The following is a 15,901-nucleotide window of genomic DNA, read 5'->3' on the forward strand; positions in this document are numbered from 1 at the left end:
ACGGGGAGGGCGAGGGGTCCCCCCGTCGAGTCTGGGCGACCACCCGATGGTCCCCCGGCAAGCCCGCACTGTGCACCGCCCCACCCTATCCGTGGACGGTCGATGTCCCCGCCGGGCCCGGGCGCCCCGGGCTGGTAGTCTCGCAAATCGGCCACATCTGAGAACCATCATGAGGAAAGAGGTCTCAGTGCCCACACGACCAGTGCACACCGCAAGTACAGCGCCGTCCAGCACCGCTGCATCGGCCCCACGTGAGGTCACGCCCCTGCCCAGGGTCGTCATCCGGTTCGCCGGCGACTCCGGCGACGGCATGCAGCTCACCGGGGACCGGTTCACCGCCGAGTCGGCGGTCCACGGCAACGATATTTCCACCCTGCCGAGCTTCCCCGCCGAGATCCGCGCCCCCCAGGGCACCATTCCCGGCGTCTCCAGCTTCCAGGTCCACTTCGCCAACTACGACATCGTCACCCCCGGCGACCAGCCCGATGTGCTGGTGGCGATGAACCCGGCGGCCCTGGCCGCCAACCTCAAGGACGTCCGCCGCGGCGGGCTGATCCTGCTGGACTCCGCCGAGTTCACCAAGCGCAACCTCACCAAGGCGCAGTTCGACGCGGATCCGCGCACCGACGGGACCCTGGAGTCCTACCAGGTGGTCGAGCTCGACCTCACCTCCCTGGCCGTCGGCGCCGTCGAGAAGTACGACCTGGGGCGCAAGAACTCCGAGCGGTCGAAGAACATGTTCGCCCTGGGGCTGCTCAGCTGGCTCTACGGACGTCCGCTGGAGCCCAGCGACCGGTTCCTCAAGTCCAAGTTCGCCTCCAAGCCGCTCATCCGGGACGCCAACATCGCCGCCCTGCACGCCGGTCACGCCTACGGCGAGACCTGCGAGCTGTTCACCGTCCGCTACCAGGTGGCTCCCGCCCCGGTGCCGGCCGGACGCTACCGCCAGATCACCGGGAACCAGGCCACCGCCCTGGGGCTGGTGGCCGGCGCCAACCGCGCGGGGCTGCAGCTCTTCCTGGGCTCCTACCCGATCACCCCGGCCTCCGACATCCTCCACGAGCTGTCCAAGCACAAGGCCCACAACGTGGTCACCTTCCAGGCCGAGGACGAGATCGGCGGAGTCGGTGCCGCCCTGGGCGCCTCCTTCGCCGGAGACCTGGGGGTCACCACGACCTCCGGGCCCGGGATGACCCTCAAGGGCGAGGCGATCGGACTGGCCGTGATGACCGAGCTGCCGCTGGTCGTCGTCGACGTCCAGCGGGCCGGCCCCTCCACCGGCATGCCGACCAAGCCCGAGCAGGCCGACCTGCTCCAGGCGATGTACGGGCGCAACGGGGAGTCCCCGGTCGCGGTGATCGCGGCCAAGTCCCCCTCCGACTGCTTCGCCACCGCCGTGGAGGCCTGCCGGATCGCCATCACCTACCGCACCCCGGTGGTGATGCTGTCCGACGGTTACCTGGGCAACGGCGCCGAACCCTGGGAGATCCCGACCCTGGCCGACATCCCCCGCATCGACCCGCACTTCGCCACCGCCCCCAATGCCACGGCGGCCGACGGGTCCGACCGGTTCCTGCCCTACAAGCGGGACCCGAAGACCCTGGCCCGACCCTGGGCCGTCCCGGGCACCAAGGGCCTGGAGCACCGGATCGGCGGCCTGGAGAAGGCCGCCGACTACGGCAACATCTCCTACGACCCGGCCAATCACGAGCAGATGGTCCACGACCGGGCCGCCAAGATCGCCGGAATCGTCCAGGACATCGACGATCTGACCGTCGACGATCCCAGCGGCCGGGCCGACGTCCTGGTGATCGGCTGGGGGTCGACCTTCGGGCCGATCACCGCCGCGGTGCGCCGGGTGCGCGACCGCGGGGACGCCATCGCCCAGGCCCACCTGCGCCACATCAACCCCTTCCCGGCCAACCTCGGGGAGGTGCTGCACCGCTACCGCCGCGTGGTCCTCCCCGAGATGAACACCGGCCAGCTGGCGATGCTGCTGCGCTCCCGGTTCCTGGTCGACGTCCGCAGCGTCACCCGGGTGCGGGGCATCCCGATCTCCCCGGTCGACCTGTGCGAGGTGCTGTGCGGCTACTGCGAGGAGACCACCGGCGCGACGCCGGCCGCCGCCCCGCAGGACATCTCGACGTCCGACATCACCTCGAAGGAGGCCCGATGAACACCCACCAGATCACCACCCCGACGGGCTCCACCACCTCTCCGGTCCCCGAGGGCCCGACCACCACCGCCGTTCCGGCGGGTCCGGCCGCCTCGGCCGCACCGGTCAGCGAGGGGCTGGCCGGCGTCCCGTTGGCCCTGACCGCCCTCAAGCGTCGCGACTTCGTCTCCGACCAGGAGGTCCGCTGGTGCCCCGGGTGCGGTGACTACTCGATCCTGTCGACCTTCCAGGCGGTCCTGCCCGAACTGGGGATCGCCCGCGAGAATGCCGTCGTGATATCCGGGATCGGCTGCTCCTCGAGATTCCCCTACTACATGAACGCCTACGGGATGCACTCCATCCACGGTCGCGCCCCGGCGATCGCCACCGGAGTCGCGATCGCCCGACCCGACCTGGCGGTCTTCGTGATGACCGGCGACGGGGATGCCCTGTCGATCGGCGGCAACCACCTCATCCATGCCATGAGGCGCAACATCAACCTCACGATCATCCTGTTCAACAACGAGATCTACGGGCTGACCAAGGGCCAGTACTCCCCCACCTCCGCCCAGGGGCTGGTGACGAAGTCCTCGCCGATGGGATCGGTGGACTACCCGTTCAACCCGCTGTCGGTGGCCCTGGGAGCCGGCTGCACCTTCGTCGGCCGGGCCATCGACTCCGACCGCAAGGGCCTGGACGCCACCCTGAGGGCCGCCGCCAAGCACCGCGGGACCTCCTTCGTGGAAGTCTTCCAGAACTGCCCGATCTTCAACGACGGCGCCTACAGGGACATCAAGGGGCCCGACGCCGCCGACCACCTGGTCCGGCTGGCCGACGGCGAGCCCGTCCTGCTGGGCGCCGACGGCAGTCGCGGGGTGGTGCGCGACCCGGTCTCCGGCGCTCTGACCAGCGCATCGGTCGAGGAGGTCGGGATCGACCACATCCTGGTACACGACAGTCACCGCGAGGATCCCTCGCTGGCCTTCGAGCTGTCCCACCTCACCGACTCCGGCCAGATCACCCAGACCCCGATCGGGATCTTCCGCGACGTCGTCAAGCCCGCCTACGACGACATGGTCCGCGACCAGCTCACCCGCGCGGCCGGCGACCACACCAGCCCCGAGGACCGTGACGACGCCCTCCAGACTCTGCTCAACGGGGTGGACAACTGGACCGTCACCGAGGATGGTCAGGTCATCGAGAACTAGGGTCGGCGATCCGGGGCCGGTCGGTGCCGCCCGCCCGTCAGAGGAGGAACACCGTGACCACATCCCTGCGACCCGACGGTCGACGTCTGCCCTGGTACGGCAGGTTCGGCGCCCCGATCACCCTGGTGGTCGGGGTCGCCGCCTATCTGCTGATCCTCGACGTGATGATGGAGACCCAGAACCTCAACCTCTTCCCGACCCTGCTGCTGGTCGGGGCGGTCACCGTCCCCGCCGCGGTGCTGCTGCTGGCCTTCGCCGTCGACCTGCCGGCCCGGGGACACGGCGCCCTCATCGCGGCCACCGCGGTGGCCGGCGGCGTCGTCGGCACCACCTCGGCGGGACTCCTGGAGTACCGGGCCCTCACCGCCATGCCCTGGCTGGGAATGGTCGCCGTGGGATTCATCGAGGAGGCCGTCAAACTCATCCTCCCGGTGCTCATCCTGATCTTCTACCGGAAGCACCCGAGGGGTCTCGGGGTCGTGCTCGGCATCGCTTCGGGAGCCGGCTTCGCGGTGCTGGAGACGATGGGCTACGGGTTCACCGCCCTGGTGACCACCAGGGGAGACGTCGCCGCGGTCGACAGCACCCTGCTGCTGCGCGCCCTGCTGTCACCGGCCGGCCACGTCGCCTGGACCGGCATGACGGCCTGGGCGCTGTGGCGGCTGCGCGACGTCCCCCGGCCCCGGCACGGGGTGCGGACCGCCATCGGCGCCTACCTGCTCGCGGTCGCCCTGCACGCGGCCTGGGACGGTGCCGGGTCGAGCCTGCCGGTCCACATCGCGGTGGCCGTCCTCAGCGTCGCAGTGCTGGTCGTCCTGCTGGTCGCCTCCCGAGCCCCCGGGCGGCCTGCCGGCAGGTGAATAGGGTGGGTTCGTGACTACTGCTGAACTCTTCCCCGACCTGGACTCCTCGGTGAGCCCCGCCGACGACCTGTACCGCCATGTCAACGGACGCTGGCTGGAGCGCGCCGTCATCCCCGACGACCAGGCCTCGACCGGATCCTTCAGGCTGCTGCGCGACGCCTCCGAGGAGGCCGTCCACCAGATCCTCGAGGAACTGTCGGCGGGCAATGGCGCCGATCTGGTCGCCGCCGCTCCCGAGGCCACCGAGCACGAGGCCGGACTGCTGGCCGGCCTCTACCGCCGGTTCATGGACACCGAGGCGGTCGAGGCGGCCGGCGTCTCACCGCTGGCCCCGATCCTGGCGGAGGTGGCGTCGATCTCCTCGGTCCCCGAGCTGATCGCCTTCCTCGGCCGCGGCGTGCGCCGGGGAGTGGCAGGACTGTTCTACCTCGAGGAGGACTCCGATCCCGGCGATCCGGACCGGTACGTGCCGTGGACCGGTCAGGCCGGAATCGGGCTTCCCGACGAGGCCTACTACCGCGACGACGACAAGGCCGAGATCCGCGACTCCTACCTCGCCCACGTCCAGCGCTCCCTGGAGCTGGCCGCGGTGCCCGGCGACGCCGCCGCTCTGGCCCGTCGGGTGATGGACCTGGAGACCGAGATCGCCTCCCACCACTGGGACCAGGTGCGCAACCGCGACATGCAGGCCACCTACAACCCGACCTCCTTCGCCGACCTGTCGACGTCCCACCCCGGACTCCTGCTGGACACCTGGCGGCAGGCCGCCGACATCCCCGAGACCGTCCTGAGCACCGTGGTGGTGAACCAGCCGAGCTTCTTCGACGAGGTGGAGCCGCTGCTGAGGGACGATCGCCTGGCGGACTGGCGGGCCTGGGCGGCCTGGAACGTGGTGCGCTCCTACTCCCCCTTCCTGTCGGCAGACCTGGTCGAGCAGAACTTCGCCTTCTACGGCCGCGTGCTGTCGGGCACCCCGCAGCTGCGGACCCGCTGGAAGCGCGCGGTCGGCTTCGTGGAGTCGGTGATGGGAGAGGCGCTGGGCAAGTTCTACGTCGCCCGGCACTTCCCGCCGGCCGCCAAGCAGCGGATGGACCAGTTGGTCGCCAGGATCCTGGAGGCCTACCGGGTCTCGATCTCCCGGCTGGACTGGATGGGCGAGCAGACCCGGGCCGAGGCCCTCACCAAACTGTCGAACTTCCGCCCCAAGATCGGCTACCCGGACAAGTGGCGCGACTTCAGCGGCCTCCAGCTGCCCGAGGGAGGCCTGTTCGAGGCGGCGCAGGCGGCCACCTCCTTCGAGGTGGACCGGATGATCGAGAAGCTGTCGGGGCCGATGGACCCCGACGAGTGGCTGATGTACCCGCAGACCGTCAACGCCTACTACCACCCGCTGCGCAACGAGATCGTCTTCCCGGCCGCCATCCTGCAGCCGCCGTTCTTCGACGTCAACGCCGATGACGCCGTCAACTACGGGGCGATCGGGGCCGTCATCGGGCACGAGATCGGCCACGGCTTCGACGACCAGGGATCGACCTGCGACGGCCACGGACGACTGCGCGACTGGTGGACCGAGGACGACCGGACCGCCTTCAAGGCCAGGACCAGGGCCCTCATCGACCAGTACGACGCTCTCGTCCCGGTCCAGCTGCAGCCCGACGGCCCGCACGTCAACGGAGCACTCACCATCGGCGAGAACATCGGCGACCTGGGCGGGGTCGGGATCGCCTTCCTGGCACTGACCCTGTCCTTCGCCGACAGCGGGGAGCCCGCCCCGATCGACGGGCTGACCTGGCAGCAGCGGTTCTTCCTGTCCTACGCCGCCATCTGGCAGGGCAAGTACCGCGACGAGGCGCTTCGGTCGCGGATCGCCACCGATCCGCACTCCCCCGACGAGCTGAGGTGCAACCAGATCGTGCGCAACGTCGACGCCTTCTACCGGGCCTTCGACGTCACCCCCTCCAACCGGCTCTGGCTCGACCCCGACCAGCGGGTCACCATCTGGTGACCCCCGGCAGTCCCGGGGCGGCTCGGTGCGCTGCGCCGCCCCGGGACTCTCGGCTGGCCGACACGCTCAGCCGGCCGAGATGGCCTGCGCTCAGTCGGTCGAGATGGCCTGCGCCATCGCCAGCACCCGGCGTGCCGTCTCGACGTGGAGGTTCTCGATCATCCGGCCGTTGTAGGTGACCACGCCGGACCCCTCCCCGGCCTCCCAGGCCTCGATGATCCCGTGCGCCTCGGCGATCTCGTCGGCGTCCGGGGCGAAGACCTCGTTGGCGGGGCCGACCTGGGAGGGATGGATGAGGGTCTTGCCGTCGAATCCCATCAGCATCGCCTCGTGGGCCTGGGAGCGGAATCCCGCGGCGTCGCGCACATCGTTGTAGACGCCGTCCAGGATCACCCGACCGGCCGCCCGGGCGGCCAGCACGCACATCTGCAGGGCGGCGGTGACCGGCCCCCGGCCGGGCACGTGGCTGGCCCGCAGCTCCTTGGTGAGGTCATTGGTGCCCATCACGAGCACATCGAGACGGTCGGAGGCCTCGGCGATCGCCAGGCAGTCCAGGACCGCCCTGGGGGTCTCGATCATCGCCCAGATCGACATCTCGGGGCCGGCTCCGGCGGCCGACATCTCGGCGGCGATGGTGCGCACCTGGTCGGCCGAACCGACCTTGGGCACCGCGATCGCGTCGGGGCCGGCGGCGACCGCCGCGACGAGGTCCTCCCGGTACCAGGGGGTGTCCATCCCATTGATCCGGATGACCACCTCGCGGGACCCGTAGGGTCGCGAGGACACCACCTGGGCCGCACGGTCGCGGGCCTCCGGCTTGGCCGCGGGGGCCACCGCGTCCTCCAGGTCGATGATGATCGCGTCGCAGGGAAGGGTCTTGGCCTTCTCCAGGGCCCGGGCGTTGGCTCCGGGCATGAACAGGGGTGAACGGCGGGGGCGCAGCACTGGATCCATGCCGCCAGTTTTTCACGCCGGCCCCAGACCTGCGCCAGACCCCTGCCGATCGGCCCTCGGACCGGCCCTGCCGATCAGTCCCCGGACCGGCCCCGCCGATCGGCCCCTGCCGGGCCGATCTCGCCGCGGTCGGGAGCGTCGATCTGTCCGCCGTCGTCCTTGAGACTCACCCCGGAACAGCCCAGCTCCATCGCCCCGCGGGCCAGCCGTGCCAGGGTGGCGGCGGCCAGCCGGTAACTCAGCCCGTCAGGACGGATGTTCGAGACGCAGTTGCGTTCGGAGTCGCGTCGGCCCGGCCGGGGACCATGGGTGAGATAGCCGCCCAGGGAGTCGCTGACCGACAGTCCCGGGCGTTCCCCGATCAGCACGATGACCTCGCCGACACCCAGCCCGACGCCGATCTCGTCCCCGATGGCCACCCGCGCCTGACTGGCCACCACCAGCGGGGCGAGCCGGAACTGCTCCCCCAGCTCGCCGACCAGGGCGCGGGCCACCGGCACCGCGTGGGCCGCCACGGCGGCCGTCGACAGTCCGTCGGCGATGACGATCGCCAGGCTCGGCTTTCCGTCGGACCCGCTGCCCTCAGACCCGCTGCCGGTGTGGCCGGGGGCCTGCACCTCGGTCCGGCAGGAGGGGTCCAGACGACGTCCCAGATCGGGCCGGCGCAGGTACTGGGACCGGTCGGCGGCCATCGAGTGGACCGCCAGGGGGTCTCCCAGCCGGGCCAGTTCGGGAACCTCCCGGATCTGGCGGCACAGCCGGTCGACGTCGAGGGGCAGGTGAATGGCGTCGCGGGCCACCGCGTGCGCCTCCCGCAGCTCCAGCAGGGCCGAGGTGGGCAGCGAGTCGCCGCGGCGGCCCAACCCGACCCGCGAGGGAGTGGCGGCCCGGACGGCCTCGAAGAAGGATGCCGGTGTGATCTGCGAGGTGCGCGTCATGCCGCCAGGCTCCTGTCCGCCAGGGCGGTGATCGCCGCCGGCAGGGCGGTCTCCCGGACCCGCCCGGACTCGTCCAGGAGTCCGACCCGGTCCAGCCAGGAGTCGAACTCGGGAGCCGGGCGCAGGCCCGCCACCCGGCGCGCGGTGAGCACGTCGTGGAAGCTCAGGGACTGGTAGCCGAGCATGATGTCGTCGGTGCCGGGCACGCAGATCACATATCCGGTGCGGGCGGCGACCAGCAGGGTGAGCAGGGTGGACATGTCGTCGGCGTCGGCCTCGACGTGATTGGTGTAGCAGACGTCGACCCCCATCGGGACGCCGAGCAGCCGGCCGCAGAAGTTGTCCTCGATGCCGGCGCGGATGATCTGGCGCCCGTCGTAGAGGTACTCCGGGCCGATGAACCCGACCACCGTGTTGAGCAGCAGCGGGTTGAACTCCCGGGCCAGCCCGTAGGCCCTGGCCTCCAGGGTCTGCTGGTCCACCGGCACCCCGCCGACCCCGTGGTGGGCGTCGGCCGACAGCGCCGATCCCTGGCCGGTCTCGAAGTACATCACGTTGTCCCCGACGGTGCCGCGGGCCAGCTCGTGGGCGGCCTCGTCGGCCTCCCGCAGCATCTCGATGGTCACCCCGAATCCCTCGTTGGCGGCCTGGGTGCCGGCGATCGACTGGAAGACCAGGTCGACCGGGGCGCCAGCCTCGATGAGGTCGATGGTGGTGGTGACGTGGGTGAGCACGCAGGTCTGGGTGGGGATCTGGGCCCCGGAGCGGATCCCGTCGAGCAGGTCCAGGAGCCGCCGCACGGTGCGGGGGCTGTCGGAGGCCGGGTTGACGCCGACCACGGCGTCCCCCGATCCCATCAGGAGTCCGTCGATGCACACCGCGGCCACCCCGGCCGGGTCGTCGGTCGGGTCGTTGGGCTGGAGCCGGGTGGCCAGGGTTCCTGGCCTCCCGATCGTCGACCGGAAGCCGGTGACCACGGTGATCGCCGAGCTCACCGCGATCATGTCCCCCACGGTCATCAGCTTGCTCACCGCCGCGACCATCTCGGGGGTGAGTCCCCACTTGAGGGCTGCCAGCACCTGGCTCGCATCGGGGCGGGCACAGACCGCCAGCAGCCAGTCACGGAACTGCCCCACGCTCATCGAGGAGACCGGGGCGAAGGCCTGCGGGTCGTGACCGGCCAGGATGAGCCGGGTGACATCGTCGGTGTCGCGGTCGATGACGTCCTCGGTGAGGAACTGCGTCAGCGGCACCTCGGACAGGGCACGTTGGGCGGCGGCGCGCTCGGCCGCGCTGCCGGCCGCACAGCCGGCCAGTTCGTCACCCGACCGGGCCGGGGTGGCCGCCCCCATCAGGACGGCGAGGCTGTCGAAGGAGTACCGGTGTCCGCCCGCCTGGGCGCTGTACCTCATGAGCGTCGCCCGCTGGGACCGCTACCGACCAGGTCTGTGCATGACATGGTGGTGAGGCTAGAGCGATGGTGTTTCGATCGTCCGCGCGAAGATCAACCGGGTGTTCTGGTCGTGTAAACAGTGTGTTGCGCGGCCCGGAGACCGAGTCACCGGGGAGGACCGCGCGGGGCTCAGGAGGAGCGGCCGACGACCTCGTCGCACAGTTCGGCCAGGGCGAGCCGGGCCTGCCCCTCAGGCAGCGCCGCCAGCTCGGCGCGGGCGCGATCGGCGCGGGCCCGGATGTCGGCCCTCGCCTCGTCCATCACATGGCTGGAGCGCAGCGCCGACAGGGCCTGTGCCAGTACCTCGTCGCTGGACAGGTCGGCGTCCAGCAGATCCTTGACGGGCTGGTCGGCGGGGTCGGTGGAGGCGCGCAGCAGCAGCACGGGCAGCGTCGCGACGCCCTCCCTCAGGTCGATTCCCGGGGTCTTGCCGGTGCGTGTGGAGGTGATGTCGAGCAGGTCGTCGGCCAGCTGGAAGACGATCCCGATCTCCTCGCCGAAGCGCCGCAGCACCGCGAGGGTCTCGGGGGACTGGCCGGAGACCATCCCGCCGAACACCGCCGCGGCGGCGATGAGGGAGCCGGTCTTGTCCGCGACCACGTCGAGATAGTGCTGGAGGGGGTCCTCACCGGCCAGCGGTCCTCGGGTCTCGGCGATCTGTCCCTGGACGAGCCGCGCGAAGGTCTGCGCCTGGAGGCGGACGTACTCGGTGCCCAGCCGCGACACCGTCTCCGAGGCGCGGGCGAACAGGAAGTCGCCGACCATGATGGCCACCGAGTTGCCCCAGCGCTGGTTGGCCGACTCCGCGCCACGGCGCAGCGTCGCCTCATCCATCACATCGTCGTGGTAGAGGCTGGCGACGTGGGTGAGTTCCATCACGACCGCGGCCCGCACCAGGTCCTCGTCGCTCACCCGGCCGCCGAGCTGGGAGCAGATCACCACCAGCAGCGGGCGGAACCGCTTGCCGCCGGCGGAGATGATGTGGTTGGCGGCCTCGGTGACGAAGGGCGTGTCGGCACCGGCCTGGCGGGCCAGCTCCTCCTCGACGAGATCGAGTTTTCCGGCGACGAAATCGGTGAACTCGTTGCTGACGGGTTGCGACACGGTGCTCCTGTTCCGACCGGGCGATCCCGGTGTTCCTGCCTGCGGTGGCTCGGCTGTGGGGCCGACCCGCACACTGCGCCATCCAGCCTAACGGCTGGATGGCGCTGGCGCCCACCCGTCCGCGGCGCACCGGCGGTGCGCCCGCGCGGGGGGTCGGCTCTCCACTACCGGAGAAATGTACCGGCCTGTTCGAAGACCTCGATGAGCGGCTGCGGGTAGACGCCGAAGAACACGGTGGCCAGGGCGCACACCACCAGGACGATCCAGGACCCGGCGCTGATGGCCGACACCTCCACCGACCTGGCGGCCTCCCCGGGTGCCCGGAAGAACACCACGGCGATCACCCGCAGGTAGAAGAAGGCCGCCACCACGCTGAACAGCACGCCGACCAGGGCCAGCCAGGCGAATCCGCCTCGCCAGCCGGCGCTCAGCACGAGCAGCTTGCCGACGAAGCCGGCGGTCAGCGGGATGCCGGCGAAGCTCAGCATGAACACCGTCACCGCCACCCCGAGCCAGGGGTACCGGCGTCCCAGGCCGGCCCAGGAGGCCAGGTCGTTGGACTCGCCGCCCGACCTGCGCACCATCATGATGATGACGAACATGCCGATCGTCGCCAGGCCGTAGCCGGTGAGGTAGACCATCACCGAGGCGACCGACCCCGAACTGTTCTGCGCCATCCCGGTCTGGACCGTGTAGGCACCGGCGATGGCCACCATGATGAACCCGGCGTGGGCGATCGAGGAGTAGGCCAGCAGCCGCTTGATGTCGGTCTGCACCAGGCCGATGACGCTGCCGAGCAGGATCGTGGCCACCGCCAGCAGCGCGATCAGCGGCTGCCAGTCCCAGCGCATCGCACCCAGGCCCACGTAGAGGACCCGCATCATGCCGATCACGCCGACGATCTTGGTGGCCACCGACATGAAGGCGGTGACCGGGGAGGGAGCACCGGTGTAGACGTCGGGCACCCAGTTGTGGAAGGGCACCGCGCCGATCTTGAACAGCAGCCCGACGCTGACCAGCACCATCCCGGCCAGGGCTACCTTCGAGGATCCCGGCTGGGCGACCATGGCGGCGTCGATGTTGGCCAGCTCGAAGGAGCCGGAGGCGCCGTAGAGCAGGGCCGTGCCGTAGAGGAAGACCGCCGAGGACAGCGCACCGAGCAGGAAGTACTTGAGCGCGGCCTCCTGGGAGATGAGCCGGCGCCGGCGCGCCAGGGCGCACAGCAGGTACAGCGGCAGGGAGAAGATCTCCAGGGCGATGAACATCACGATGAGTTCATTCGACGAGGCGAAGAGCATCATGCCGAGCACCGCGAAGAGCATCAGCGGGTAGACCTCGGTCTGCTCCTGGTGGGCTGCCGCGGCCTCCCTCTCGGCGGCCGACCCGGGAACCGTGGCCGCACTGGCCACGAATGCCGTCTCGGTTCCGCCGGTGCGTTCGGCGAACAGCGCCACCACGCCGATCGAGCAGATCAGCAGCAGGGTCCAGGTGGCATAGCTCGGGGCGTCCAGGGCCAGGGTCTGGCCAGCCGCCAACTGGTAGCTGGCCGCCGTCCAGTTCCCGAGGGTTCCGGCCAGCGCCGCAACCATCGCGACCAGGGTCAGCGCGATCTGGAGGGGACGCCGGGAACCGCGGGGTACGAAGGCCTCCAGCAGCACCGAGACGCAGGCCGCCGCCATCATGATGAACAGCGGGAGCAGGATGCCGTACTCGAGGGTGGGTGCGGTGATGTCGAGCGGGGTGGAGATCACTTGAGGCCCTCCTTGACGACGGGCTGCGGATCACTCATGCCCACCTGGGACATGGTGGCTCTGGCCGCCGGTTCGATGGCGTGCAGCATCGGTCGGGGGAAGAACCCGAAGACCAGCAGCACGATGATGAGCGGGGCCAGGACGAGCTTCTCGCGGCCCACCAGATCGGTGATCGGTGGCGCCTCGGGCACCATCTCGGTCGCCGGCTGCGCCTCCGGTCCGGTCATGGTGCGCTTGTAGGCGCGCAGCACGTAGACCGCGGCCAGCACCATGCCGATGGTGGCGATCGCCACGTAGACCGGGTGGCGGGCCCAGGCGCCGGCCATCACCAGGAACTCGCTGGCGAAGCTCGCGGTGCCCGGCAGGCCGAGGGTGGCCAGGCCGGAGACCAGGAACAGTCCGGCGAGCACCGGCGCGCTGTGCTGGATGCCGCCGAAGTCCTTGATCTGGGCGCTGCCGCGCCGGTGCACCAGGAATCCGAGGACCAGGAAGAGCGCCGCGGTGGAGAAGCCGTGGTTGAACATGTAGAAGATCGATCCGGTGATCGACGGGGTGGTCACCGCGAAGATGCCCAGCACCATGAAGCCGAAGTGGCTCACCGAGGTGTAGGACACCAGCCTCATGAGGTCCTTCGAGGTGGCGGCCATCATGGCCCCCCACAGGATCGAGATGACGGCCAGAACCAGCACCACCGGGGTGGCCCAGGCGGCGGCCTGGGGGAACAGCCCCAGGCACAGCCTCAGCATCCCGAAGGTGCCGATCTTGTCGAGGATGCCGACCAGCAGGGTCGAGGCCCCGGGACTGGCCTGCTCGGCGGCGTCCGGCAGCCAGGTGTGCACCGGGACCATCGGCGCCTTCACCGCGAAGGCGATGAAGAACCCGACGAACAGGTACCGGCCGATGGACCCGTCGAAGCTGGTGCGCGCCAGATCGGCCAGCAGGAAGCTGGGCTGACCGGAACCACCGGAGTGGACGCCCAGTCCGATCACGGCGGCCAGCATCACCAGTCCGCCGGCCAGCGAGTAGATCAGGAACTTGATCGCCGCGGCGCGACGCCGGGGACCCCCCCAGCCGCTGATCAGGAAGTACATCGGGATCAGGGTGGCCTCGAAGAAGAGGTAGAAGAGCAGGACGTCGACGCTGACGAAGCAGTAGACGGCCAGCCCCTCCAGGACCAGTGCCAGCCCGAAGAACATCGAGGTGGGCAGCGGCGCGGTGGACTCGGCTCCGGCCTGCACGGCCCGCTCTCCGATGTGCCACTCGGCGCCCAGCACCACCGGCACCAGGGCGACGGTGAGCAGCACCATCGTCATCGACAGCGGATCGGAGCTCAACGCGTACCAGGCGCCGATCGAGGAGATCCACTGGTGCTTCTCGGACATGTCGGTGCCGTTGACGGAGGCCACGAAGGCCACCACGCCCAGCACCAGGACCAGCAGGGAGGCCAGCAGACCGACCGCCTTGGCCAGGCCGCCTCGCAGGAACATCACCAGCACGCCCGCCACGATGGGCAGCAGGGCCAGGACAGTGAGGACAGGGAAACTCATCTCATCTCCTCCCTCAGGCCATCCGGCCGAGGATGACGACCACACCGATGACGACCACGCCGATCGCCGTGGTGAGGCCGTAACTGCGCACATACCCGGTCTGCAGCTTGCGCAGTCCGGTGCCGAGGCCGGCCATCAGGCCGGCGCTGCCCATCGCCGCGCCATCGACCACGTGCCGGTCGACGGCGGCCACACCATGGGCCAGGGCGGTGCCGGGCGCGACGACAACAGAGTCGTTGACGGCCCGTCCGTAGAGGTCGTTGCGCCCCATCAGGGCGATCGGGTTGCGGGTCCAGGGCTGTTCGTCCGGGACGTCGCGACGGTTGAGCAGCCAGCCGACCACGATGCCGGCGGCCACCACCACCAGGGTGATGACGCCGATCGCCGAGAGGTGGAACAGACCGGTGTGCTCGACGTGGGAGCCGGTGGCCGGAGCCAGCCAGTCCCCGATCCAGTTGTTCATCACCGCACCGGCCCCGATCGACAGGATCGCCAGGATCACCAGCGGCACCGTCATGGTGGCCGGCGACTCGTGCGGGTGCACCCCCTGGCGCCAACGACGTCGGCCCCCGAAGGTGAGGACCATCAGGCGGGTCATGTAGTAGGCGGTGATGCCGGCTCCGATCAGGGCCAGCACCCCGAACACCGGGCCGCGCTCGAAGGCGGCCTCGATGATGTGGTCCTTCGAGAAGTAGCCCGAGGTGCCCGGGAACCCGATGATCGCCAGGTAGCCGCAGGCGAAGGTCCAGAAGGTGATCGGCATGACCTTCGCCAGGGCGCCGAAGTGGTACATGTCGGTGTCGTCATCGGTACCGTGCATCACCGATCCGGCTCCCAGGAACATGTTGGCCTTGAAGGCGCCGTGGGTGATGAGGTGGAAGATCGCGAAGGCCGCGCCGATCGGGCCGAGCCCGGCGGCCAGCATCATGTAGCCGATCTGGCTCATCGTGGAGCCGGCCAGCACCCGCTTGATGTCCTTCTTCGCCGAGCCGATCCAGGCTCCCATCAGCAGGGTGATGGTGCCGATCACGGCCACCGCCAGGGAGGCGGTGTAGCTCTGGGCGTAGATGGCGTGGGAGCGCACCACCAGGTAGACGCCGGCGGTCACCATGGTGGCCGCGTGGATCAGCGCCGAGACCGGGGTGGGACCCTCCATGGCATCCATCAGCCAGTCCTGCAGGGGGAACTGGGCGGACTTCCCGCAGGCGGCCAGCAGCAGCATCAGGCCCAGCAGGGTGGCCCAGCCGCCCGACAGGCCCGAGGCCCGCTCGGAGACCTGGACGAAGTTCACGGTGCCGAACTGGGCGAGCATCGTGAAGATCGCCATCGTCAGTCCCAGATCGCCGATCCGGTTCATGATGAAGGCCTTGTTTCCGGCTGCTGCGGCGGCCGGTCGCTGGTACCAGAAGCCGATCAGCAGGTAGGAGCACAGCCCCACTCCCTCCCAGCCGATGAACAGCATGAGGTAGTTGTCGGCGAGCACCAGGGTGAGCATCGAGGCGATGAACAGGTTGAGGTAGCCGAAGAACCTGCGCCGGTTCGGGTCGTGGGCCATGTAGCCCACCGAGTAGATGTGGATGAGGGATCCGACGAAGGTCACCAGCAGCACGAACAGGATCGACAGCTGGTCGATCTGCAGGTTCAGGGTGAGCTTCCAGGAGCCCAGGTCGATGAAGTCGTAGACCGGCACGGAGACGGTGCGCTGGGCGGCGTCCCTGCCGAGCAGGTCGATGAACAGGACCAGTCCGATGACGAAGGACACCACGGGGGCCAGAACCCCGAGCAGGTGGCCCCAGGCGTCGGCGGCACGGCCCAGCACGAGCAGCAGTGCGGCGCTGAGCAGCGGGACGGCGATCATCAGCCAGGACAGGCTGAACAGCCCGGTGGCTGCGACCGGATTCACGGTTTCGAGAAGATTCACGC

Annotated in this window: 11 protein-coding genes; 4 read left to right on the forward strand and 7 right to left on the reverse strand. The window is 69.9% G+C overall.

The genetic code is table 11. The features are described from left to right. Positions 1 to 169: 169 nt before the first annotated feature. The 4 genes from H590_RS14905 to H590_RS0104635 are packed head-to-tail and all read left to right on the forward strand — an operon-like array spanning position 170 to position 6,231. On the forward strand, positions 170 to 2,176 hold the full coding sequence (locus tag H590_RS14905; RefSeq protein WP_084149272.1) for a 2-oxoacid:acceptor oxidoreductase subunit alpha: 2,007 nt from the start codon (positions 170 to 172) through the stop codon (positions 2,174 to 2,176). After that, on the forward strand, positions 2,173 to 3,363 hold the full coding sequence (locus H590_RS14910) for a 2-oxoacid:ferredoxin oxidoreductase subunit beta (RefSeq protein ID WP_084149273.1): 1,191 nt from the start codon (positions 2,173 to 2,175) through the stop codon (positions 3,361 to 3,363). Before H590_RS14905 ends, H590_RS14910 begins: the two co-directional genes overlap by 4 nt. Positions 3,364 to 3,416: 53 nt before the next feature. Next, positions 3,417 to 4,223 (forward strand): PrsW family intramembrane metalloprotease, encoded by an 807-nt coding sequence (locus tag H590_RS14915; protein ID WP_051238177.1) that lies wholly within the window; start codon positions 3,417 to 3,419, stop codon positions 4,221 to 4,223. A gap of 13 nt (positions 4,224 to 4,236) precedes the next feature. Continuing rightward, positions 4,237 to 6,231 (forward strand): M13 family metallopeptidase, encoded by a 1,995-nt coding sequence (locus tag H590_RS0104635; protein ID WP_028702643.1) that lies wholly within the window; start codon positions 4,237 to 4,239, stop codon positions 6,229 to 6,231. 90 nt (positions 6,232 to 6,321) lie between these two features. Here H590_RS0104635 and H590_RS0104640 read toward each other — a convergent pair whose 3' ends face one another. From H590_RS0104640 to nuoL, 7 genes are all read right to left on the reverse strand, one after another. Continuing rightward, positions 6,322 to 7,185: an HpcH/HpaI aldolase/citrate lyase family protein gene (locus H590_RS0104640; protein ID WP_269471498.1), complete on the reverse strand. Its 864-nt coding sequence runs from the start codon at positions 7,183 to 7,185 to the stop codon at positions 6,322 to 6,324. Positions 7,186 to 7,259: 74 nt separating this feature from the next. Further along, positions 7,260 to 8,123 (reverse strand): ethanolamine ammonia-lyase subunit EutC, encoded by an 864-nt coding sequence (eutC, locus tag H590_RS0104645; RefSeq protein WP_051238178.1) that lies wholly within the window; start codon positions 8,121 to 8,123, stop codon positions 7,260 to 7,262. Further along, positions 8,120 to 9,535: an ethanolamine ammonia-lyase subunit EutB gene (gene eutB, locus H590_RS0104650; RefSeq protein WP_028702646.1), complete on the reverse strand. Its 1,416-nt coding sequence runs from the start codon at positions 9,533 to 9,535 to the stop codon at positions 8,120 to 8,122. Before eutB ends, eutC begins: the two co-directional genes overlap by 4 nt. Before the next feature lie 170 nt (positions 9,536 to 9,705). Continuing rightward, complete coding sequence (locus H590_RS0104655) at positions 9,706 to 10,680, reverse strand: polyprenyl synthetase family protein (RefSeq protein WP_028702647.1); 975 nt, start codon at positions 10,678 to 10,680, stop codon at positions 9,706 to 9,708. 164 nt (positions 10,681 to 10,844) lie between these two features. After that, positions 10,845 to 12,431, reverse strand: coding sequence for an NADH-quinone oxidoreductase subunit NuoN (gene nuoN / locus H590_RS0104660; RefSeq protein ID WP_028702648.1), 1,587 nt, complete (start codon positions 12,429 to 12,431; stop codon positions 10,845 to 10,847). Beyond that, positions 12,428 to 13,978: an NADH-quinone oxidoreductase subunit M gene (locus H590_RS0104665; RefSeq protein WP_028702649.1), complete on the reverse strand. Its 1,551-nt coding sequence runs from the start codon at positions 13,976 to 13,978 to the stop codon at positions 12,428 to 12,430. Before H590_RS0104665 ends, nuoN begins: the two co-directional genes overlap by 4 nt. A 13-nt stretch (positions 13,979 to 13,991) precedes the next feature. Continuing rightward, positions 13,992 to 15,899: an NADH-quinone oxidoreductase subunit L gene (gene nuoL, locus H590_RS0104670; protein ID WP_268919839.1), complete on the reverse strand. Its 1,908-nt coding sequence runs from the start codon at positions 15,897 to 15,899 to the stop codon at positions 13,992 to 13,994. Between the last annotated feature and the right edge of the window lie 2 nt (positions 15,900 to 15,901).

It is taken from the genome of Acidipropionibacterium jensenii DSM 20535, assembly GCF_000425285.1.
Lineage (GTDB): Bacteria > Actinomycetota > Actinomycetes > Propionibacteriales > Propionibacteriaceae > Acidipropionibacterium > Acidipropionibacterium jensenii.